Annotated in this window: 19 protein-coding genes and 1 riboswitch; of the genes, 11 read left to right on the top strand and 8 right to left on the bottom strand. The window is 74.8% G+C overall.

Features of this window, described 5'->3' with window-relative positions:
* Nucleotides 1-19 precede the first annotated feature (19 nt).
* The 3 genes from BMW99_RS26285 to BMW99_RS26275 form a co-directional block, all read right to left on the bottom strand.
* On the bottom strand, nt 20-568 hold the full coding sequence (locus BMW99_RS26285) for a GNAT family N-acetyltransferase (RefSeq protein WP_069467191.1): 549 nt from the start codon (nt 566-568) through the stop codon (nt 20-22).
* 151 nt (nt 569-719) lie between these two features.
* Nucleotides 720-1,253, bottom strand: a complete 534-nt coding sequence (locus BMW99_RS26280; RefSeq protein ID WP_069467192.1) for an NADPH-dependent FMN reductase — start codon at nt 1,251-1,253, stop codon at nt 720-722.
* Nucleotides 1,254-1,380: 127 nt separating this feature from the next.
* Complete coding sequence (locus BMW99_RS26275; protein ID WP_177226106.1) at nt 1,381-2,040, bottom strand: SAM-dependent methyltransferase; 660 nt, start codon at nt 2,038-2,040, stop codon at nt 1,381-1,383.
* A gap of 131 nt (nt 2,041-2,171) precedes the next feature.
* On the opposite strand from BMW99_RS26275, the gene BMW99_RS26270 reads away from it, so the two are divergent.
* The 4 genes from BMW99_RS26270 (at nt 2,172) to BMW99_RS26255 (ending at nt 5,840) form a co-directional block, all read left to right on the top strand.
* Nucleotides 2,172-2,789, top strand: coding sequence for a helix-turn-helix domain-containing protein (locus BMW99_RS26270; protein WP_069466675.1), 618 nt, complete (start codon nt 2,172-2,174; stop codon nt 2,787-2,789).
* A 210-nt stretch (nt 2,790-2,999) separates the two neighbouring features.
* Nucleotides 3,000-4,250 carry a helix-turn-helix transcriptional regulator gene (locus tag BMW99_RS41455; protein WP_075017646.1) on the top strand — a complete coding sequence of 417 codons (1,251 nt, stop codon included), beginning with the start codon at nt 3,000-3,002 and terminating at the stop codon, nt 4,248-4,250.
* A 313-nt stretch (nt 4,251-4,563) separates the two neighbouring features.
* Entirely contained in the window at nt 4,564-5,445 is an 882-nt protein-coding gene (locus BMW99_RS26260) for an MmyB family transcriptional regulator (protein ID WP_069467735.1), read from the top strand.
* A gap of 89 nt (nt 5,446-5,534) precedes the next feature.
* Nucleotides 5,535-5,840, top strand: a complete 306-nt coding sequence (locus BMW99_RS26255; protein ID WP_075017645.1) for a hypothetical protein — start codon at nt 5,535-5,537, stop codon at nt 5,838-5,840.
* Between the two features lie 155 nt (nt 5,841-5,995).
* On the opposite strand, the gene BMW99_RS26250 is transcribed toward BMW99_RS26255, so the two are convergent.
* Nucleotides 5,996-6,979 (bottom strand): M23 family metallopeptidase, encoded by a 984-nt coding sequence (locus BMW99_RS26250; protein WP_069467680.1) that lies wholly within the window; start codon nt 6,977-6,979, stop codon nt 5,996-5,998.
* An 11-nt stretch (nt 6,980-6,990) separates the two neighbouring features.
* A riboswitch (cyclic di-AMP (ydaO/yuaA leader) is annotated at nt 6,991-7,131 on the bottom strand.
* A gap of 444 nt (nt 7,132-7,575) precedes the next feature.
* On the opposite strand from BMW99_RS26250, the gene BMW99_RS26245 reads away from it, so the two are divergent.
* Entirely contained in the window at nt 7,576-8,265 is a 690-nt protein-coding gene (locus BMW99_RS26245; RefSeq protein WP_079176181.1) for an N-acetylmuramoyl-L-alanine amidase, read from the top strand.
* A gap of 202 nt (nt 8,266-8,467) precedes the next feature.
* On the opposite strand, the gene BMW99_RS26240 is transcribed toward BMW99_RS26245, so the two are convergent.
* The 4 genes from BMW99_RS26240 to BMW99_RS26225 form a co-directional block, all read right to left on the bottom strand.
* The gene (locus BMW99_RS26240) at nt 8,468-9,061 is read right to left on the bottom strand and encodes a DUF4240 domain-containing protein (protein WP_075017644.1); all 594 of its coding nucleotides are present in this window, start codon (nt 9,059-9,061) and stop codon (nt 8,468-8,470) included.
* A gap of 195 nt (nt 9,062-9,256) precedes the next feature.
* On the bottom strand, nt 9,257-10,030 hold the full coding sequence (locus tag BMW99_RS41450) for a hypothetical protein (protein ID WP_075017643.1): 774 nt from the start codon (nt 10,028-10,030) through the stop codon (nt 9,257-9,259).
* A gap of 287 nt (nt 10,031-10,317) precedes the next feature.
* The gene (locus BMW99_RS26230; protein WP_075017642.1) at nt 10,318-11,430 is read right to left on the bottom strand and encodes a glycoside hydrolase family 18 protein; all 1,113 of its coding nucleotides are present in this window, start codon (nt 11,428-11,430) and stop codon (nt 10,318-10,320) included.
* Between the two features lie 383 nt (nt 11,431-11,813).
* Nucleotides 11,814-13,010 (bottom strand): S53 family peptidase, encoded by a 1,197-nt coding sequence (locus tag BMW99_RS26225; protein ID WP_069462295.1) that lies wholly within the window; start codon nt 13,008-13,010, stop codon nt 11,814-11,816.
* 269 nt (nt 13,011-13,279) lie between these two features.
* On the opposite strand from BMW99_RS26225, the gene BMW99_RS26220 reads away from it, so the two are divergent.
* From BMW99_RS26220 to kdpB, 6 genes are all read left to right on the top strand, one after another.
* Entirely contained in the window at nt 13,280-14,176 is an 897-nt protein-coding gene (locus tag BMW99_RS26220; RefSeq protein ID WP_069462296.1) for a YhjD/YihY/BrkB family envelope integrity protein, read from the top strand.
* A gap of 221 nt (nt 14,177-14,397) precedes the next feature.
* Complete coding sequence (locus tag BMW99_RS26215) at nt 14,398-15,003, top strand: LysE family translocator (protein WP_069462297.1); 606 nt, start codon at nt 14,398-14,400, stop codon at nt 15,001-15,003.
* Between the two features lie 2 nt (nt 15,004-15,005).
* Nucleotides 15,006-15,791: a B3/B4 domain-containing protein gene (locus BMW99_RS26210; protein ID WP_069462298.1), complete on the top strand. Its 786-nt coding sequence runs from the start codon at nt 15,006-15,008 to the stop codon at nt 15,789-15,791.
* Between the two features lie 34 nt (nt 15,792-15,825).
* Nucleotides 15,826-17,484, top strand: coding sequence for a MocR-like pyridoxine biosynthesis transcription factor PdxR (gene pdxR, locus BMW99_RS26205; RefSeq protein ID WP_079176184.1), 1,659 nt, complete (start codon nt 15,826-15,828; stop codon nt 17,482-17,484).
* A gap of 117 nt (nt 17,485-17,601) precedes the next feature.
* Nucleotides 17,602-19,416, top strand: coding sequence for an APC family permease (locus BMW99_RS26200; RefSeq protein ID WP_075017656.1), 1,815 nt, complete (start codon nt 17,602-17,604; stop codon nt 19,414-19,416).
* Between the two features lie 477 nt (nt 19,417-19,893).
* Nucleotides 19,894-22,077, top strand: coding sequence for a potassium-transporting ATPase subunit KdpB (kdpB, locus tag BMW99_RS26195; RefSeq protein ID WP_069466786.1), 2,184 nt, complete (start codon nt 19,894-19,896; stop codon nt 22,075-22,077).
* Nucleotides 22,078-22,079 lie beyond the last annotated feature (2 nt).

Genomic DNA, 22,079 nt, shown 5'->3' with positions numbered 1-22,079 from the left:
CTCACCGTACGGCGGGAGTTCAGGCGTGGAGCGCCTTCGTGTCGGGCCAGGACATGCGGAGCTTGTTCGGGGAGCCGTTGAGGCGGGCGGGGTCGCCGCCGGGCGGTGGGACCGGCACGGTCTCGACGGGGGTGGCGCCGAGGGCGCGGTAGAACTCCTGGGCGCCGGTGTTCTGTTCGAGCACCCACAGGTACAGCGACGGCCGTGCGGCCCGCTCGGTGACCGCCGTGACGGCCTGCGCCATGAGCGTGCTGCCGATGCCGGCGCGGCGGTGCGTGTGCGCGACGTGCAGGTTGTCGACGAGGCTGCCCCAGCGCTCGTGGTCGTCGAGGACGACGTGTACGAACCCGGCGAGGCCGTGGTCGTCCTCCGCGACGAAGGTGACGGTGCCCGGTGCGGGGGCCGCGAGCCGGGCGCCCCACACGGCGAGGCGGTCGGCGACGACGTCGCCGTCGAGGTAGGAGTCGGCGTACGCGCCGCGGTAGTGGCGGCGCCAGCTGTCCGCGTGCAGCCGGGCCACCCCGTCCGCGTCCCGCCCGTCCGCCACCCGTACCCGTACCGACGCCATGCCGCTTGCCCCTTCCGGCCGTTGCGCTGACGTCACGCGACGCTAGGCGGGTCGGGGCGCACCGTCCACGCGATTTCGCCAGGCGGACGGTGCGGCGTCCCGATGCCCGTCGGGGCGACCGGTCGCGCGCGTCCCGTAGCGCCGCGTCCGGTCAGACGGCGGCGAGCAGCCGGCGGGCGGCCGCGGCCATCGCGTCGCGCACGGCGGGGTCCGAGACGCGGCCGGTCGCGGGGTCGATCGCGGACCGCGGAACCGGGATGTCCACGCAGGCCTCGTCCACGACGCGGGCGTCGGTGTACGTGAGGACCGTGCGCAGCGCGCGGTGCGCGCCGGCCGCGCCGGTGGGCGCGGACGAGACGTTGATCCACCCGGACGGCTTGCCGCTCGTCTCGCTGCCGCCCACCGTCCAGTCGAGCAGGTTCTTGAACGAGCCGGGCAGGTCGCCCGCGTACTCCGGCGTGCAGAAGAGGACCGCGCCGGCCTCGGCGATGAGGGTGCGCAGGCGCGCGACCTCGGCGGGCAGCGGGTCGTGGTCGTCGTCCGGGTTGAAGTGCGGGAGCTGGGCGAGCCCTTGGTAGGCGACGCAGTCGGCCTCCTCGCCGAGGAGGTCGGCGACGGTGTGCAGGGCGGCGGAGTTGGTGGAGCCGGCACGCGTGCTGCCGCTGATGAGGAGGAGGGTGGTCACGGGTCGATTATGCACAACACGCCCCGCGCGGCGGGGTGTTCGCGCGTACGCCCTGCCCGCGGTGGCCGCCCCCCGACGGGCTCCACCGGGCGGGGTCGGGGGGACCCCACGCCCCACACGACCGGCCCTAGGCGTGGCGCCGGAGTTTGAGGATGGAGTCGGTGAGGTGGGCGGGGGTGCCGTCGGGGGCGGTGGCGGGACGGTCCACGGCGGCGGCGACGAGGACGTCCCAGGAGGCGTCGGGGAGGGCGAGGTCGCGGTGGACCTCCGTCGCGGAGGGGAAGCCGACCTCGTGGTCGGGGGTGGGGGCCCACGGCGGGAGGTCGGCGTGGCCGACGATCAGGAGGACGCCGCCGGGCGCGACCGCGTCCGCGGCGGCGCGGAGGATGCGCTCGCGGGGGATCTCGACCGGCGAGTGCAGGAAGTGCGTGGAGACGAGGTCGTAGCGCCCGGTGGGGAAGGAGTCCGCGAGGTTGTGCCGCTCCCACGTGATGCGGCCGTCCGGGACCCCCGCCTCCTCGGCGTGCGCGGCGGCGCGGTCCAGGGCGACCCGGGAGACGTCCACGGCCGTCACGTGCCAGCCCTGCTGGGCCAGCCACACCGCGTCGGCGCCCTCGCCGCAGCCCAGGTCGAGCACGGTGCCGGGGACGAGACCGGCGACCTCCCGGACCAGCGCGGCGTTGGGCCGGCCGCTCCACACGCGGTCGGTGCCGTACCGGCCGTCCCAGTACTCCTCGGCGGACACCGGCTCCTCTGCGGACACCGCTTCTTCCGGGCTGCTGCTCATCTGCCCATGGTCCCTTCCTCGCGGGGTGACGGCCACGGCCGTGCACCGCCTCGGCGTGCTGGCGTTCCCGGAAGCGTCCGCCAGGGCGTCCCGGATTGACAAACGTTCTTGCCGTCCCGGCAAATGGAAGGGTGAGCGACAGGGCGGGCGGCGGCCCCGACATCTCCGGCGTGCTGACCGCGGTCGGCCCGCGGCTGCGGTCTCTGCGCCGGGAGCGCGGGGCGACGCTGGCGCAGGTCGCCGAGGCCACCGGCATCTCGCTGAGCACCCTTTCCCGGCTGGAGTCCGGGCAGCGCCGGCCCACCCTGGAACTGCTGCTGCCGCTGGCGCGCGAGTACCGGGTGCCGCTGGACGAGCTGGTGGGCGCGCCCGCCACGGGTGATCCGCGGATCTACCCGCGCCCCTTCACCCGGAACGGCCAGACGTTCGTGCCGCTGACCCGTCACCTGGGCGGGCTGAACGCGTACAAGCAGATCCTGCCGCCGCGCACGGGCCCGGACGGCAGGCCGCCGGCGGTGCGGCCGGAGCAGAGCTCGCACGAGGGCTACGAATGGCTGTACGTGCTGTCCGGGAAGCTGTGGCTGGCGCTCGGCGACCACGACCTCGTGCTGTCGTCCGGCGAGGCCGCGGAGTTCGACACGCGGACACCGCACGGGTTCGCCAACGCCGGTTCCACACCCGTGGAATGGCTGAGCCTGTACGGTGCTCAGGGCGAGCGCATGCACGTGCGCGCCCGCCCCACCCGCTGATCGCGCCCGGGGAACCGGCCGCCGATTTCGGGCGGTCCGCCCGATACGTCCCTCTTGATTCCCTCGACGGATTCACTCTGGAAAAGGGCGTGAGGCGGCTGTAACACTCTGTGCCAGTGGGGATTGACCACCCGGGCCCACGGGGGGCTCGCGCGCACTGGAGGCGGGGAACCGCCCCTCGCGCCGGTGGGGCGAGGAAGGTCCGTTCGGATGGAATCCGAAGCGAAAGAGGGCGGGTTCGCGGCGCCGCCACCGCTGCCGGGCAGCTGCTCCGACGACATGCCGGCGGCCGCGGCGCTCTTCGAGATCGCCGCGGCACACGGCGGCCGCGGCCAGGTGACGGAGATCGGCGCCGAGTCCGGGCTCGATCCGGAGCGGCTCACGGCGGGCTGGCGCACCCTGCGCGACCTCGCCCTCGTCGAGGTCCACGAAGGGCTGGTCGAGGCGGTCGAGCCCGAGTTCGCGCTGAAGGCCCTGGTCGGCAGGTACACCTCACACGCGCACCAGCAGTTGCGGAGCGTGCGCGAAGTCCACGAGACCGCCCACCAGTTGCTGCGGGTCTTCGGACCGAACGGCTCCGTGGCCGCCGCGACGGGCGCCGCGCCGGCCGCCTCCACCGCCTCCGCGGGATTCAGGGCGTTCAGCGCGCCCTCCCCCGCCGACGAACCCGGCGCCGGCGCGGCGCCGGCCGGAGACCCCGGGCAGCGGCGGCTGTTCGTCGAGGAGTTCACGGGCCCGGGCAGCCGGCAGCGGGCGCTGCGGGGGGTCCTGGGTTCGGTGCGGTCGTCGGTGGACCTGCTGCACCCGGGCCGGCTGTCGGCGGACCGGCCGACGCTGGAGGCGAACCTGACGTTCGGCGCCGCGATGGGCGCGCGCGGCATCCGCATGCGGGCGCTGTACGCCTCGTCGGTGCTGGACGAGCCGGACAGCGCGTGGTTCCTGCCGCGCGTCCGGGAGGCCGGTGTCGAGATCCGGGTGATCGACCGCATCGAGGGCCCCTTCAACGACGTGACGATCTTCGATCGCGACGCGGTGTGCCTGGCGAGCCACCCCGGCCGCACGGTGACGGGCGACCTGTTGCCGCAGGGCGGCGAGTCGGCGATCCTGCTCGGCGGTTCGGTGCTGGCGCCGTCCTTCCTCGCGGTCTACGAGGCGTACTGGCGCCGCGCGGTCCCGTACCCCGGGCCGGACGCCGCGACGGACATCTCGACGGCCGCCCCGCACGGCGCCGGCGCCGGCCGGGTCCCGTCCGGCGGGCCGCGGCTGAGCGCCTTCGAGCAGACGGTGGTGCGGCTGCTGTCCCGCGGCTACGACGACGGGCGGATCGCCGGCGAACTCGGCGTCGGCACCGCCGCGGTGGCGGACGTGATGCAGGCGCTGATGCAACGCCTGGGCGCGGCCAGCCCGTTCGAGGCGGGCTTCCGCCTGGCCAGCGGTCTCGACCCGCGACACCTCGGCTAGCAGGCGTCGCGGGCGCGCCGTCCCGCCCCTGACGTGGCGGTTCCGTTCCCGGGCGGCCGGGCACGGCCCCGGCCGCACCGGCGCCCGGGGCCGCCGGTGCGGATTCCGGTACGCTCCCCGCCCGCGGACCCGACGTCCGTCCGGTCGTCGTTTCCGCGGCGGCGTCGCGTACGCTCGACCGCGTCACGACCGCACAGCTGTACGGTCCGTGGCGCCGCGAGACCGTCCCCCCACCCACCGTTCCGCGAGCGCGCCACCCGGCCTCGACGAGCCGGCGGGCGCGCAGAGCGCTACCCCGACGCGGAGGTGCCGCATGCGCAACCGCCAGGCGATGCAGGCCCTGCTGGCCCGGGCCCGCGCGCGGCTCGACCCCACGGAACTGGGTCTCGCGCCGCGCACCGACCCGCGCGGGCGCCGCGCCCAGGGCCTCACGCACGAGCACATGACGCGGCTGCTGGGGTGGCCCGACCACAAGTACGGGTACGTCGAGCGCGGCCGGCTCGCGCACATCGGCACCGACGAGCTGGCCCCCATCGCCCGCATCCTGCACCTGAGCGAGCACGAGTGGGAGGCGGTCGTCCTGTACGCGACGGGGCTGCTGCCCGCACACCCGCTGGACCCGCGGCCGCCGGGCGCTCCCGTGCCGGCGCAGTGGGAGCGGGTGCTGCGCACGAGCGGCGAGATGGCGTACATCAGCGACATCGCGTGGGACGTGATCGCGTACAACACCGCGTTCGCCCGCATGTACCCCGAGCGCCGGGTGCCGCCGAACACCATGCGCTGGATGCTGCTGTCACCGGAGGCGCGGCACATCCTCGGCGACTGGGAGCACAGCTGGCTGCCGCTGATCGTGCCGCAGTTGCGCAACGCGGTGTCCGCCTACCCGCGGCACCGGACGCTGGCCCGGCTGGCGGCCGACGCGCGCCGCGATCCGGTCGTGGCGGCGGCGTTCGCGTCGGCGTCGCAGGAGTTCCTGGGCCCGCGGGTGGACGAGCCGCGGCCGCTGATGCACACCGAGCTGGGGCCCGGCTGGGCCACGATGTGCCCGGCCGGACCGTTCGGGGTGCCGGGCGCCCGGCTGATGTTCGTGCTCTTCGACGCGGGCGAGCACCGCCCGGCGGCGTCCCCGTCGCTGCGCGCCCCCGCGCCGGGCCCGGTCGACCCCGAGGGCCCGGCCGCGCAGGCCACCGCCTAGTCTCGGAGCTGTCCCGGGGCGAACAGCGCGTGACGGGACGATCCGGACGCGGCGAGAGCGGTCCGGACGCGACGAAAGCGAGGACGGTCATGGCTGGGATTTCTGCGAGCGCGGTGGCGGCCGGCGGTCTGGTCGGCGGCTACGCGATCGCCCGGTGGACCAAGCGGCGCGAACTCGGCGGCCTCGCGCTGGCCGCCGCCGGCACGGTGGCGGCCCGCGACTGGCACCGGCGGTCCGGCACGCCCGCGGCGGCCGCCCTCACCACCGCCTACGTCGCCGCCTTCGCCGGCTCCCACCCGCTGGCGAAGAAGGTCGGCGCGTGGCCCGCGGTCCTGTCCGTGTCGGCGGCCGTCGCCGCGGCGTCCTGGGCCGTGTCCGGCCGCACCGGCAAGTAGTCCCGGCGGGCGAACCGGCGACGGGCCACGGGCGAACGGGCGCCGAACCGGCGGCGGGCGAACGGGCGAACCGGCCTGCGCATCCTGCCGCGGACAGGCCGACGGCCCTGGCAAGGGGGGGTTCGCCAGGGCCGCCGGGGTTCGGGGGGTGCGGGTCAGATCGTGACGCCGTGCCCGTGGAGCCAGGGCAGCGGGTCCACGGGGGCGCCGCCGCCGGGGCGGACCTCCAGGTGGAGGTGCGGGGTGGTGACGTTGCCGGTCGCGCCGACGCGCCCGACGGTGTCGCCGGTCGTCACGCCGCCCTGCGTCACGCACATCGTCGACAGGTGGCAGTACCAGACCTGCGTGCCGTCGTCGAGGGTCACGACGACCCGGTAGCCCTGCGCGCCGGCCCAGCCCGCCGAGGTGACCGTGCCGCCGTGCACGGCGTGCACGGGGGTGCCGGTGGGCGCCGCGAAGTCCTGGCCCGCGTGCAGCGGCGACCAGGGGTCCGCCTGCCCGAAGCCGTCGGTCGGCGTGGCGGACGTCACGGGCTTGATGTAGGAGCGGGCGAGGGCGGCCAGCCGCTCGGCCTCGGCCTTGGCGGCCGCTTCCGCGTCGGCCTTCGCCTTCGCCTCCGCCTCGGCCTTCGCCGCGGCGGCCTGCTCGCGCACCTTGCGCGCGGCCGCCTCGCGGGCGGCCTGCTCGGCCGCGGCCCGTGCGGCGGCGTCCCGTTCGGCCTGTGCGGCGGCCTCGCGTCCGGCGGTCGCCGTGCCGATGATGCGGGCGCGCAGCGCCTCGCCGGGGTCGCTGATGACGGACGGCGTCACGGCCGGCGCGGGCGCGGGCGCGTCCTCGAACGGGGCGACGTCGGGCACGGAGATGGCCACCGGCGCGGTGCCGGGCGCGGCCGGAGCCGCGGCGGCGGCGACGCCGCCGGCACCGACGGCGGCCATGGCGGCGATGCCGAGGACGGTCCCGCCGCGGGCCATGTTCCGCTGGCGGGGCATCTTGGGGGCCGCGTCCGAGGACGGGCGCGGGGACTCGGCGAAGAAGGCGAACGCGGGCTCGTCCCCGTCGGATCCGGGCCGCGGTGCGGCCTCGGTCCCGGTACCCGTCCCAGGTCGGGCGGGTGCGTAGGCAGGCTGGTTCGACGCCACGGGGGCGCTCTCCTTTCCTTCCTTCTCGCCTACCGGGTTAGCTGACGGGTTCGGAGCAGGAAGGTCTCCTACGAACGGCCTCACGGCCGTCCGATTCACCCCAGGTTCTCGGGTCCCCGGTTCCCGCGGACGGGATTCGGCAAGCGCACGGTGCCGCCTCTTGGCGGTGGTGACGACCGCGCTGCGTTATCGAACGTTAATAGAGCCGGAGGCGAATTCCAAGCCGAATCGGGGAGTTGGCGGTGGAACCAATCGGGCACGGGTGCAGCAGAGAGGTCAAAGCCGTCAGCTGTTGCGGCGCGGCGGGGATGTGACCGTGTGTCAGATGTTATGAACTGGGCGCGTGCGTGACTACAGGTGGTGAGCGAACGGACGCGTTCGGCGCCGGGCGGCACCGGATCCCGCGCGCGGTCCGCCCGGCAGCGGCGGGCCACGGGCCGGGCCGGGCGCCAGCGGTCTGGACCTGTGCCAATTCGTGAACCGCTTGGCAGGCCGCGGCACCCGGCCCCACGATGGGCAGGCCCGACGTTCTTGTCATGCACTCATCCGTATCCGTCCGCGGTACGTCCGCACTGCGACGCCTCAGGGAGCCCGCCATGGCACGTCCCAGCCGTCCCCCGTCCCCCCACGCCGGGACCGCGTCCGGCCCGACGACCACCCCCGAGCACGCCCCGGGATCGCCCGGGACCGCCCCCTCCCGCCGCGCGCTGCTGCGCGGCGGCCTCGCCCTGGGCGCCGCGGCCACCGCGGGCCTGGCCGGCGAGCTGTGGGCCGGGCGCGGCACCGCGTCCGCCGCGACCGTCGACTACCCGGGCGCCACCTGGGCCCCGGCCAGCACCTCCAACTACACGGCGTCCAACCGGCCCACGACCTACCCGGTCAACCTCGTGGTGATCCACGTGACGCAGGAGACGTTCGCCGACACCATCACCCTGTTCCAGGACCCGGCCCACGCGGCCGCCGCGCACTACGTCGTCCGGTCCGCCGACGGCGCCATCGACCAGTGCGTGCGCGAGCACGACGTCGCCTGGCACGCCGGCAACTGGGACTACAACACCCGCAGCATCGGCATCGAGCACGAGGGCTGGGTCGACCAGCCCGCGTACTTCACCACCGCGATGTACCACGCGTCGGCGGCACTGACCGCGGAGATCTGCGACAAGTACGGCATCCCCAAGGACCGCAACCACATCATCGGCCACTCCCAGGTGCCCGGCACCGATCACACCGACCCCGGCCCCAACTGGGACTGGGTCCGCTACATCCGCCTGGTCAACGGCGTGTAGGGCGACCGGAGTCGGGCCCGGGGCGCACGGCGCGGGGACGGCCCCGGGCCCGTCCCCGGGCCCGAACGGCGTCCGGCCCCGGGGGCCGCGGGCCTCCGAGGCGGGTGCCCGCGGGCCCTCCGACCCCGCCGGAACGGGCCCGCGCAGACCGGGGGTCCGGCTCAGCAGGGTCCGTCGCGCCCGCGCAGACCGGGGGTCCGGCTCAGCAGGGTGCGGCCGGCAGCGGGAACATCTCGCTGATCCGGGGCAGGCGGCGCGCGGCCTCCCGCTCGTCCAGCGCGCTCCAGCGGTCACCGCGCGGCGCCGCGCCGGCGGCGGCGCGCGGTCCGGGGGCGCGGCGCTCCCGGACCGCCGCGTCCAGGGCGTCGGCCGGGCGCGCGGCGACCCGCTCGAACGCCTCGGGCGCCAGCCGGTCCAGGGACTCCCAGGTGGGGTGGTCGTCGTGCCACATCTCGCGGGGCCGGCCGGACAGCCGCAGCACCTCGGGGACGTACGCGAGGGAGTCGGGCTCACGCACCGCCGCGTCGAACACCGGGCGGCCCAGGCCGATCAGCCAGTGCTGGAAGCAGCAGAAGGTGTCGTCGGAGCACCAGCCGCCGAACACCCGGTCGGCGGCGGCCCACAGGCTCCAGGTGCGCGCCTCGGCCACCCGCTGCACCAGGCCGCACTGGAACGCGACGATGCCGTCGACCGGCATGCCGAGCAGGGCGTCGCGGAGCCAGGCGTCCCGCTTGTCGCCGGTGAGCCCCTGCCGTCTGCAGCCCGCGATGAGAGTCCAGAGGGGGTCGGTCTCCATGCCCGCGACTATGCCAGCGGGCCATGGCCGCGCGCAGGGGCGATTCCACCTGATGGACAGTGAGCCCGCGTGCGCCGCATCGGTGAGGCCGCCTGCGCGGCCCGGCTCGTGGTCGTGCGGACCGCGGGCGGGAACGGTGGCCCGCGGCCGTGCGCGCCCGCCGGAGCGGGCGGTCACGGCCGCGGACGGACCGGATCAGTGCTGGCGCGCGGCGCCCTTGCGGCGGAACCGGACGAAGACGCCGGCACCGAGCAGCAGGACGGCCAGGGCGGCGACGCCGCCGACGGAGGCGCCCGTGGCGGCCAGGCTGCCGCCGGAGGAGGCGGTGGACGCGGACGGCGAGGCGGACGGGGCGGAGCTGCCGCCGCCGGACGAGCCCGCGGTGGAGGACGAGCCGCCGGAGCTCGAACCGCCCGAGGTCGTCGAACCACCGGTGGTGGAACCGCCGTTGCTGGACCCGCCGGTGGTCGAACCACCGGTCGTCGAACCGCCGGTGGTGGAGCCACCGGTCGTCGAACCGCCGGTCGTCGAACCGCCGGTGGTGGAGCCGCCGGTGGTGGAGCCGGTGCTCGCGCAGTCGACCTTGAAGACCTTGTGCTTGGCCTCGCCGTGCTCGCCGTCGAAGGTCCAGTAGAGCTTGTACATGCCGTCGGGCAGCGTCATGTCCTCGGTGTGGCCGTTGCCGTCGGCGCCGAGGGTGATCGTGCCGGACGCCGCGTGGTCCGCGGACTTGTGCGCCGGCTGGGGGTCGATGGTCCAGCTCACGCTCTGCAGACCGTCGAAGTCGAACGCGTCGAGATAGAAGGTGCAGACCTTGGGTTCGTCCCGGTGGTCGTCGGGCGCCGTCGTCGAGTTGTGGGTCTTGACGTCGCCGTTGTCGCCGGGGGTTTGGGCGGAGGCCGCCGGGGCGAGCAGCACGCCGGCCGTCAGAGCAACGGCCGCGCAGGTCGCGGAGGAAAAGGCACGCATGGGCACACCAGCCTGGGATCACGATGGGTTGGCGCGGGGGGAGAGGGCAAGGGTCCAGTCCCGCGGCGTGTCACGTCAAGTCCGGTGATGCGGCGTCCCTCGCGTTCCTCCGCAAGCGCGGCGGTTGTGGTCCCAACGAGCCTGCCGCCGAGGGGCGTCGACCCAGCGCCGTCAGGGTGGCCGCCCGAGACCGGGCGGGGGCCGGGCGGGGGCCGGGCGGGGTGCGCCTCCCCGTGGCGCACCCCGCGAGGGCGTCGCGTGCCCTGCCGGGCCCTCCCTCGCGGCGGTCAGTTCTGTCGGAGCGGCGGCATCGGGACCGGGACGGTGAGGGCCGTGGCGCCCGCGCCGACGCCGCCCTCGCAGGAGTTGGGCGGGGTGGTGGTGACGCCACGCGTGGACGGGCGCTCGGCGGCCCAGAACATGTAGCCGAGCATGCCCGTGGTGGTGCCCGCGCCGGCGGGCGCGGCACCCTGCGTCCACGCACTCGTCCCGCTGGTCACCGAGGACGGGAAGTCGGTGCACTCCGGGCGTACTTGCGATCCCTCGGCGATGTAGAGGCTGCCGGTGAACTTCGCGGGTGCCAGCGGCGGGATGGCGGGGCTGTAGTTCGACTTGCCGGCCAGGTGCTCCTGCCAGTTGGACTCGGCACCACTGGCCGACGGCTGCTTGCTCGGCACCATCGCGTTGGCGTAGTCCAGCACCGGCTTCGAAGTGGTCAGCCAGTTGGCGGTGGCGTACTGGTCGAGATCGATGAGCCAGCGGTCACCGGCCGCGACGTCGATCGTCAGGCGGGCCGTGGGATCGGCACCCGAGGCGTCGTAGGGATGCGCGGCCCGGTAGGCGTCGATGAACGCCTGCAGCCCCGCGGTGTTCGGACCGGCGCTCTGCTCGTAGTCGATCTCCATGCCCACGCCCAGCTGGGAGGCCAGCGCCGCCGCCTTCTGCCCGAGCAGCGTGGGGTTCTGGGAGAGCGCGGTGTTCCAGTCGTCGGTGTAGGTGATGCCGCCGATCGAGAGCATCACGCGAATGCCGTGGCTGGTGAAGTAGTTCACGACGGCCTGGTTCATACCGACCGGCACGCCGTTGGTGTTGCCGCTGTTCGTCGTGCCGTTCAGGAGCGTCAGCGGGTTGACGAAACTGAGCACCACGAGGTTGACGGAAGGGCGGCCGTCGCCGCGATCGATCAGCCAGTGATTGGCCTGGTCGAAGTCGGCCATGTCCCGCACCGTCGCCCACGTACAGGCGTCGTTGCTGCACTGCCAGGCACCGTAGACCTGCGGCGGCGTCCCGGCCGCGGCACTCGCCGACGCGGCGGGAGCGGCCGCGGGCACCACGGCGGCCGCGGCCACCAGCACAGCCGCAGCAGCGAAGGACTTCACATTTCCGAACGGCACACGCATGAACGCCTCCTGGCGGACCGGTGAGGTCGTGACGGGGACACGGTGAAGTATTTGACCGTGTCACGTCAATCACTTGGTCCGGTCCAATCTGCGCCCGCGATCCGACGCGGCGCGGCGACGGTACGGACTCCGCGCGACGGCAGCGCGGCCGCCGAGCGATTGCCGCCCGGGAGGGCAACCCGACGGCGGTCGCGGCCGCCACAGGATCGGTGCGGCCACTGCGCGGCGGTGGGACTCGGACGCCGAGCGAGCGGCGGCGGTCCCGGACGCCGAACCGCTGCGGGGCGGGCGGGGGTGCGGGACGGCGCCGGGGCGGAAGGGTGGCGGCCCTTCCGGCCCGGCGCCGTTGCGTGCGGGTGGTGCCGGTTACGCGCGGGGAGCGATCAGAACGCGCCGATGCCGTTCGGCGTGCCCAGGCCCGTCGGGCCGTCCCAGCCGGCGCGGGCGTTGCACCACTGGGTGGTCGGGCAGCTGCCGTTGCTGCCGGAGGTGACGTCGTTCAGCGACGAGGAGTGCGTGTACGGGTAGTTGTTGTCGATCGAGGCGGTGTTGCCGGCCAGGCCGTACACCGACGCGATGATCGGGGACGACACGCTCGTACCGCCGAACACCATCCAGCCGACGTAGCCCTGGTACGCGGTGGAGTCGTAGACCGCGACGCCCGTCGACGGGTTGGCGACCGCGGAGACGTCCGCCTCCGCGCGGTTGGCGCAGCCGGTACCGAACGAAGCGGCGCCGCTCAGCGCGGTGTTGTAGGCGGAGCAGCCGCTGCCCGCGCCGCTCCACGCGGTCTCCGACCAGCCGCGCGTGTTCGACGCGGTGCTCAGCGACGTGCCGCCCACAGCGGTGACGTAGTGCGAGGACGCCGGGTAGCTCGCGCCGTAGCCGGCGTCACCGGAGCTGGCGGTCACCGCGATGCCCGGGTGGTTGTAGTACGAGCCGTAGGTGGCGTCGGACGCGTCGGAGCCGCCGTAGCTGTTGCTGATCGCGACGACGCCCGCGGTCTTGGCCGCCTGGTTCACCGCGGCACCCAGGTTGGCGAAGCTGGAGGTCTTCGCCTCGACCAGCAGGATGTGGCAGTTGGGGCAGATCGCCGACACCATGTCGAGGTCCAGCGAGATCTCCTGCGCCCAGCCGCCGTCCTTCTTCGGGTAGCTGGTGCCACCGGTCTGGCTGACCTTCTTGAAGCACCCGTTGGCCGTGGTGCAGGCCGGAAGCCCGAACTGGGCCCGGTAGACGCCGAGATCGGCCTCGGCGGTCGGGTCGTCGTACGCGTCGACGATCGCCACCGTGCGGCCCGCACCCGCCGTCGACGACGGCAGCGCGTACGCGGACTGCAGGCTGGACGGGCCGAAGCCGGACGGCGTGGCGTTCGGCGAGACCGCCTGCGGCTCGACCACGTCGGTGCGCAGGATCGCCTTGCAGGAGGCGAATCCGGCCTTGCTCGTGGCACAGGAGTGGGTGGTCTTCTGGGCGGGCGAGACCGCGGCGTGCGAGGCCCCGGCGGGGCCGAGGACCGCGAGCGGGATCGCTGCGAGGGCCGCTACGCCTATCCCGGACAACCGTGCGCGCAGGTGCATGTGACTCTCCTCGATGTCGGGAGTTTACATGTTGGGAACATGACAAAGCTGAGCGATTCCGCTGGTGAACGGGTGAAGTGTGAGCCTCCCGGGCACGGTTGCGCAAGGTGCCCGCGCTCCCGGAACGGACGGGGGCGGTGGTCCCACCCGCCGCAGCGGTGCGGGAGGAGGGGACGGAAGTGGCGTAACGCCCCCGCGCCGGCCCCGAGTTGCGCGGGAGGGACCCGGCCCGGTATCCACTGCGGTAACGCTGGGGGAAGGGTGAACCCATGTCCAGACTGTCCGACGCCTGGAAGCGGTCCGCGGCGGGGCGGTTGTCGAAACAGGCCCTCCACATCGAACTGCTGCACCGGTCCATGGGGTTCGCCGCGCTCGGCTTCGTGACCCTGATGCCGCTGCTGGTCGTCGTCGCGGCGGCCACCCCGTGGGAGAACCGCCCGGGCTTCGCCCAGTGGGTGGTCGACGGGATGGGCCTGAACGCCGACGGCGCGCACAGCGTGCGGAGCATGTTCGCCGCGCCCCGCAACGTGCTGAGCGCCACCAGCGTCTGGGGCCTGGTCTCGCTCGCCTACTTCGGGCTGACCTTCGTGGCGAGCGTGGAGAACGGCTACCGCAAGATCTGGGACCTGCCGGCCGGGCCCTGGCACCGCGACTGGCGGCGCACCGTGTGGCTGGCCGTGCTGACCGCCTACCTGTTCTGCGAGTCGCAGAGCGCGGCCGCCCTGGGCAGCGGCGTGCTGCCCGCCGGCCTGCGGATCGCCCTGACCATCCTGCTGGGCGTCGCCTTCTTCGCCTGGGGCCAGCGCTTCCTGTGCGGCGGTGCGGTGAGATGGCGGACGGCGCTGCCCGGCGCGGTCTTCACCATGGTCGGCCTCGCGGGCCTGCGGATGTTCTCGCACCTGTTCTTCGCCCCGATGGTCGTCAGCAACGCCGACGCGTACGGCCCGGTCGGCACCGTGCTGACCATCGAGACGTGGCTGGTCGGCGTCGGCTTCGTGGTCTTCGGCGGCGCCCTGCTCGGCCGCCACGTCCGCGACGGCCGGATCCTGCGCCGAGGCGCCGAGATACCCAAACCGCGGCCGCCGGAGGGCTGGTTCGAGACGCCCGAGACGCCGGTTCCGGAGCTGCTGTGGCGGTCCGACGGCGGGGGCGGCGCGATCGACTGAGCCGGCCTGGCGCGGAGGCACGAGAGCGCGGCGGGCACGAGAGCGCGGAGGGCACGAGAGCGCGGAGGCACGGAGGCGGGGACGCGCGGCGAGACGCGCGGCCGGTCCGCGGGTTATGGACCGGTCGATCGCGTCGGCTTTGGCTCTGTGGACCGGGCCATGGGGGCGGCAGGGTGAACGCAGAGGCCGCACCCTGCGGCTCCCGGTGCGGAGGTCCCCCGTTGAGCATCACGTTCCTGCTGACCACCCTCGTGGTGGTCGTCACCCCCGGCACGGGCGTGGTGTACACGCTCGCCGCCGCGCTGGCGCACGGCCGCCGCGCGGGCCTGGTCGCCGCCGCCGGTTGCACCCTCGGCATCGTGCCGCACCTGGCCCTGACGATCACCGGCCTCGCCGCCCTGCTGCACGGCAGCGCGCTGCTCTTCGGGCTGATCAGGTACCTGGGTGCCGCCTACCTGCTGTACATGGCCTTCGCGGTGCTGCGCGACAAGGACGCACTGACGGTGCCGGACGAGGCCGAGGCGCGACCGGCGTCCCGCGTGGTCGCCTCGGCGGTGCTGGTCAACCTGCTCAACCCGAAGCTCACCATGTTCTTCGTCGCGTTCCTGCCGCAGTTCGTCGCCCGGGACCGGCCGGGTGCGACGGTGTGCATGCTTCAACTCGGCCTCGTCTTCATGGCGTTGACGTTCGCGGTGTTCGCCGCGTACGGGTGGTGCGCGGGCGCGGTGCGCGGCCGGTTGCTCGACCGGCCGCGCGTGGTGACCGGCGTCCGCCGGACGTTCGCGCTCTGCTTCGTGGGCCTGGGCGCGCGGCTGGCGGTGGCGTGACGATGAGCGAACTCCAGGCTCCGCCCCTGCGCCGCTTCCGCCACGCGGACGCCCTCCGCGCCGACCACCCGGAGCTGGCCGCCGGGGCCCTGTACGCCGCGGGCGTGGACGACACGGTCGACGCCGGGAGGGGCGTCGCCGCGTACACCGCCCGTGCCCTGGACCGGCTGGCCGCCACCACCGAGAGCCGCATGCCGGAAGTAGCAGCCTGGCGGCGGGAGTTCGCCCGCATGGGGCTGAAGCCGACGCAGTACCGGTGCGCCTCCGAGTCGCTGCTGCGGCGGCTGCGCAAGGAGGGCGCCCTGCCGCGCATCCACCCCGTCGTGGACCTGTGCAACGCCGTCTCCGCCGCCTACGCGGTGCCGGTCGCCGCGCTGGACGCGGACCGGATCGCCGGGCCCCTGCTGGAGGTGCGGTACGCCCGGGGCGACGAGCACTACACGCCGTTCGGCGGCGGCACCGAGCATCCCGCGCCCGGGGAGGTGACGTTCGCCGACGCCGACGGGCGGGCGCACGCCCGCCGGTGGACCAACCGGCAGAGCGGGCACTCCGCCGTCGGCCCGCACACCCGCAGGGTCCTGGTCGTGGCCGAGGCGCTGCACGACGGGGGCGCACGCACGATGGCCGGGGTGCTGGCGGCCCTCGCCGGCGAGTTCACCGCGCACTGGCCGGTGACGGTGGAATCGGCCCAGCTGACGTCCGGAGAACCCGAGTTCGCGTTCGGAGGCCACGCTGCGGCGAGCAGTGCGGCGGGTCACGACGCTCCGGCCGCGGGCCACCGCGCGTGACACCATGGGCCCGGCGGAAGGGGGCCGAGCGGCGATGGCGGAGACGGCGGCCCAGTCCGTGACAGCGGTCCAGTCCGTGCCGGCGGCGGCGACGGAGACGGCGCTGACCGCCGCCGGTGGAGAAGCCGCCCCGTACGGCTCGGACTTCCTCCAGCTCGACGCGGCCGAGGCGCCGGCCGGCGGCAAGTCGGACTGGCTGGCCGCCCGGTTGCGGCAGGCCGTCGCCGACGGACGCCTGCCGGTGGGCAGCCGGCTGCCGCCGACCCGGGTGCTCGCCGCTGAACTGCGCGTCTCGCGCGGGGTGGTGATGGAGGCGTACCGGCGGCTGACGGAGGACGGCCACGTCGAGGGCCGCCGCCGGGGCGGAACCGTCGTCGTCGCGGCACCGTTCGCCTCGACCGCACGGTCGGCTTCCCCGGCGCCCTTGGCATCCCCGGTGCAGGCGATCGAACGGGCCACGGCGGCGCGCGTTGGCAGCGCCCTGCCCCGCCGGCCGGAGCCCGCGGCTCCCCTCCCCGCCGAACTCCCGGACCCGGCCGGCCTGTTCGCCGGCTCTCCCTCGCCCGACGTGTTCGACGCGCTGCGGGTCGCGCCCGCCCGCGTCGACTTCACGCCCGGCCGCCCCGACCTCGCGGCGTTCCCGCGGGCCGCCTGGCTGCACGCCGAACGGGCCGTGCTCGTCGAGTTGTCGGCTGGCGACCTCGGCTACGGCGACCCGCGCGGCGCACCGCTGTTGAGGGAGGCCGTCGCCGGGTGGCTGGCCCGCAGCCGGGGCGTCCGCGTCACACCGGCCGAGGTGCTGGTCGTGGCCGGCACCGCGCAGGCGCTGACGCTGCTGCACCCGGTGCTGCGGGCGGACGGCATCGACAGCGTCGCCGTCGAGGACCCCGGTTCGCTGGGCACCCGCCAGCACCTCGTCAACGGCGGTCTGGGCACGCCGCCGGTGCCGGTCGACGAGGACGGCGTGCGGGTCGACGCGCTGCGCGCCACCGGCGCCCGCGCGGTGCTGCTGACCCCCGCCCACCAGTTCCCCACCGGCGTGGTGACGAGCGGCGAGCGGCGCCGCGAGCTGCTGCGCTGGGCGGAGCGGGAGGGCGGCCTGATCGTCGAGGACGACTACGACGCGGAGCACCGCTACGACCGGCCGCCGGTGCCGGCGCTGCGTGCGCTGCTCGCGGGCAGCGGTCTGGCCGACCGCGTCTGCTACATGGGCAGCGTCTCCAAACTGCTCGCCCCGGCCCTGCGCACCGGCTGGGTCGTGCCGCCGCCGCGCTACCGCGACGCGCTGGTCGACGCCAAGCGCTTCACCGACCTCGGCAACGCGGTGCTGCCGCAGCTCGTCCTGGCCCGGCTGATGGTCTCCGGAGAGCTGGAGCGGCACCTGCGGATGCTGCGCGGACGCCACCGCAGGCGCCGGGACGCGATGGTGCGGGCGATCGCGTCCCACCTGCCGGGGGCCGTCACCCACGGCGCCGCCGCCGGCCTGCACCTGACCGTCACCTACCCGCAGGACGTCCCCGACACCGCCCTCGCCGCGGCCGCGCTGCGCCTCGGCGTCAAGTGCCAGCCGCTCTCGTGGCACCGCCAGCTCCCCGGCCCGCCCGGCCTCGTCCTCGGCTACGCGGGCACTCCGTCCGACACCATCACCGCCGGTGTCGCCACCCTCGCCACCGCCCTCCACGCCCTCTCCTGACCCCGCCCGCCCGGGGCGACCGGGGGCCCACGCCGAGGGGGTCGGGATGCCCGGGGCGGGTGTGGTGGGCGGTGCAGACTGAGGGCCACCGTCGGCGGAAGCGGGATGGGGCACGACATGGCGTACGGTCTGGCGCGGCGGCAGTTGCAGCCGCGGGTCCCGCTGCGTCCCGGCGAAGGGGACAAGGACCACCTGACCAGCCTGGAGGGGCTGTCCGCGCTGTCGCTGGACGCGCTCAGCTCCGTGGCGTACGGCCCCGAGTCGATCGTGCTGGCGCTGGTGGTGGCCGGCGCCGGTGCGCTGCGCGCGACCCTGCCGATCACCCTGGTGATCACCGTCCTGCTGGTGGTGCTGGTCGTCTCGTACGGGCAGGTGATCGCGGTCCACCCGGACGGCGGCGGCGCGTACGCGGTCGCGAGGAAGGACCTGGGGCGCGTGCCGAGCCTGCTCGCCGCGGCGAGCCTCGTGGTCGACTACGTGCTGACCGTCGCGGTCAGCCTGGCTGCCGGCACCGACGCACTGGTGTCCGCGTTCCCGGCGCTCGACGGCGACAAGCTCGCGGTGTGCCTGGCCGGTCTGCTGCTGCTGACGGCGGTGAACCTGCGCGGCGTCACCGAGAGCGCCCGGCTGCTGATGCTGCCGACGCTGCTGTTCGTGGCGGGCATCTTCGCCGTGATCGTCGTGGGCCTGGCCCGCCCGCACCCGATGGCGATGGTCGGCACCGCCGAGCCCGTGCACGCGACCGAGGCGCTGGGCCTGCTGGTGATCCTCAAGGCGTTCTCGTCCGGCTGCTCGGCGCTGACCGGCGTGGAGGCGATCGCCAACGCGGTGCCGACGTTCCGCGAGCCGCGCGTCAAGCGCGCCCAGCGCACCGAGTTGATGCTCGGCGCACTGCTGGGCGTGATGCTCGTGGGGCTGGCCGTGCTGATCCGCCGCAACGACGTGGTGCCGCGCGGCGGCGTGACGGTGCTGGCGCAGCTGACGGCGGGCGCGTTCGGCACCGGCTGGATGTACTACGCCACCAACGTCGTCGTCGCCCTCGTGCTGCTGCTGGCGGCCAACACCAGCTTCGGCGGGCTGCCGGTGCTGATGAGCCTGCTGGCCCGCGACCACCGGCTGCCGCACCTGTTCGGGCTGCGCGCCGAACGGCCCGTCTACCGCTGGGGCGTGGCGGTGCTGTCGCTGACCGCGGCGCTGCTGCTGATCGCCGTCGACGCCGACACGCACAAGCTGATCCCGCTGTTCGCCATCGGCGTGTTCCTCGGCTTCACCCTCAGCCAGACCGGTCTGGTGCTGCACTGGCGCCGCGAACGGCCGCCGGGCTGGCGGCGCCGGGCCGCGCTCAACGGCCTGGGCGCGGTGCTCACCACCATCGCCACGTGCGTGCTGCTGGGCACCAAGTTCCTGGAGGGCGCCTGGGTCGTGGTGGTCACGGTGCCGCTGATGATGCTGCTGTTCTCCCGCATCGAACGGTACTACCGGGCGGCGGGCGAGGAGTTGGGGCTGGGCCGGATCCCGCCGCCGCCGCGGTCCCGGCGTTCGCTGGTGATCGTGCCGCTCGGCCAGGTCAGCAACGTCGCGCAGCACGCCCTGACCGCCGCGATGGCGCTCGGCGACGAGGTGGTCGCGGTGGTCGTCCACCACGACCCGAACAAGTCGCGGGCCCTGATGGACGCGTGGAACCGCTGGAACCCGGGCGTGCGGCTCGACGTGCTGGACAGCCCGCACCGCTCCCTCGTGGAGCCGGTGGTCGGCTACGTCAACGAGGCCGCGCGCGACGGCCGGCAGGTCGCGGTGCTGATCCCCGAGGTCGAGCCGCGCAGCCGCCGCTACAAGCTGCTGCAGAACCAGCGCGGCCTCCTGCTCGCCACCGTGCTGCGGGCCCGCACCGACGTCGTGGTGTGCATCCTCCCGCACCGCATCGACCTCTGAACGCCGCGCGCCGGGACGGCGCCGCAGGAAGCCGCACCCGGACGGCCTCCGCCCGCCGGCGGTGGCGGGCGGCTGCACCCCTGACCGGCCCGGCCACGTCAGCGTCGCGCTAACGCGGCGGCCCGCTCCGTCAGGGAGCCGTCAGGACGGCACGGGGGGCCGGCCGGTGCGGGCTTAGCGTCGTCGGAGTGCCGGGGGGCCGGCCCCGGCACGGTGCGTCACGCCTTCCCCGGCCACCTCCGGGCGAGCCCGTCCCCCGCGCCTCGCCCGGGGGTGTCGAGGGGATCGCGGCCCTGGCCCGATCGCCTCCCACCCCTGCCGTCGGCATGCCCCCGGGCCCGTGCGCGGGTCCGGCGTGCCCGCGTAACGAGAGGTCTCCGTGAACGTCGAGAACACCGCCGGGCTGATCGCGCCGATCGCGCCGATCGCCCCGGCCGCCTGCCCGGCGGCCGCGCCGGCCGGACCGGAGCGGCCGCGATGACCGCGCCCGCGCCCGCGATACCGGCCACCGGCCCGACCCCGCGCCCCCCTGACACCGGTGCCCGCCGCAAGGTGGGCGCGGGGCTGCTCGACCCCCGCCAGCTGCTCCGGGCGCTGCCCGGCGCGCTGCGCAAGCTCAACCCGGTGACGCTGGCCCGCAACCCGGTCATGTTCGTCACCGAGATCGGTGCGGCGCTCACCACCGGCCTGGCGGTCGCCGACCCCAGCGTGTTCGGCTGGCTGATCACCGGCTGGCTGTGGCTGACGGTCGTGTTCGCCAACCTCGCGGAGGCCGTGGCGGAGAGCCGCGGCCGCGCGCAGGCCGACTCGCTGCGCCGCACCCGCAGGCAGACCACCGCGCGGCGGCTGACCGGCTGGGAGCCCGGCGCCGAGCCGTCGGCCTACCTCGAACAGGACGTGGCGGCGGCCGAGTTGCGGCGCGGCGACCTGGTGGCCGTGGCGGCCGGCGAACTGGTGCCGGGCGACGGCGACGTCATCGAGGGCGTCGCGGCGGTCGACGAGTCGGCGATCACCGGGGAGTCCGCGCCCGTGATCCGCGAGTCCGGCGGCGACCGCTCGGCCGTCACCGGCGGCACGCGCGTGCTGTCCGACCGGGTCGTCGTGCGGATCACGCAGGAGCCCGGCGAGAGCTTCCTGGACCGGATGATCGCCCTGGTCGAGGGCGCCGGGCGGCAGAAGACGCCCAACGAGCTGGCGCTGAACCTGCTGCTGGTCATGATGACGTTCGTCTTCCTCGTCGCGGTCGTCACGCTCCAGCCGATGGCGGTCTTCTCCCGGGACTTCATGGCCGCCGCGCACGACACCGCGGCCCTCAACGCCGACGGCGTCCGCGGCATCGTCCTGGTGTCGCTGCTGGTGTGCCTGATCCCCACCACGATCGGCGGACTGCTGTCGGCGATCGGCATCGCCGGCATGGACCGGCTCGTGCAGCGCAACGTGCTGGCGATGTCGGGGCGGGCCGTCGAGGCGGCCGGCGACGTCAACACGCTGCTGCTCGACAAGACCGGCACCATCACCTACGGCAACCGGCAGGCCGCCGGCCTGCTGCCGGTCGGCGGCACGGACACGAGGGACCTCGCGCGGGCGGCGCTGCTGGCGAGCCTCGCCGACGAGACGCCCGAGGGCCGGTCGATCGCCGCGTACACGCGGCGCGAGCACGGCGCCGGCGACGGGGAGCCCGGCCGGGACGTGGCTCGACCCGGCATGACCTGGCTGCCGTTCACCGCCACCACCCGGATGTCCGGCGCCGACCTGCCCGGCGGGCTCCGGCTCCGCAAGGGCGCGGCGAGCGCGGTGGCCGCCTGGGCCGTGCAGAACGGCGGCACGGTGCCCGCGGGCTTCGACTACGCCGTCACCGAGGTGTCCGCGTCCGGCGGCACCCCGCTGGCCGTCGCCCGCCAGGACGGGGACGGGCCCGCTCAGGTGCTGGGCGTCGTCCACCTCAAGGACGTCGTGAAGCCGGGGCTGCGGGAGCGGTTCGGCGAGCTGCGGCGGATGGGCATCAGGACCGTGATGATCACCGGTGACAACCCGGTGACGGCCAAGGCCATCGCGGAGGAGGCCGGCGTCGACGACTTCCTCGCCGAGGCCACGCCGGAGGACAAGCTCGCGCTGATCCGGAAGGAGCAGGCCGGCGGCCACCTCGTCGCGATGACCGGCGACGGCACGAACGACGCGCCCGCGCTCGCGCAGGCCGACGTCGGGGTCGCGATGAACACCGGCACGTCGGCCGCGAAGGAGGCCGGCAACATGGTCGACCTCGACTCCGACCCCACGAAGATCATCGAAATCGTGGAGATCGGCAAGCAGTTGCTGATCACCCGGGGTGCGCTGACGGCGTTCTCCATCGCCAACGACATCGCGAAGTACTTCGCGATCCTCCCGGCGATGTTCGGCGCGGTGTACCCGTCCCTGAGGGCCGCCAACGTCATGGGCCTGCACTCGCCGGCCTCCGCGATCCTGTCCGCGGTCGTCTTCAACGCCGTGATCATCGTGGTGCTGATCCCGCTGGCGCTGCGCGGCGTGCGCTACCGGCCGAGCAGTGCCGACGCGCTCCTGACCCGCAACCTGTGGATCTACGGCGTGGGCGGCCTCGTCCTGCCCTTCCTGGCGATCAAGTGCATCGACGTCGCCCTCGTCCAGTTCGTCCCGGGGATCTGACC

This window comes from Actinacidiphila rubida, assembly GCF_900110255.1.
Taxonomy (GTDB): Bacteria; Actinomycetota; Actinomycetes; order Streptomycetales; family Streptomycetaceae; genus Actinacidiphila; species Actinacidiphila rubida.
Note: the sequence above shows the minus strand (reverse complement) of the source record. Positions and strands in the feature narration are given on the sequence as shown.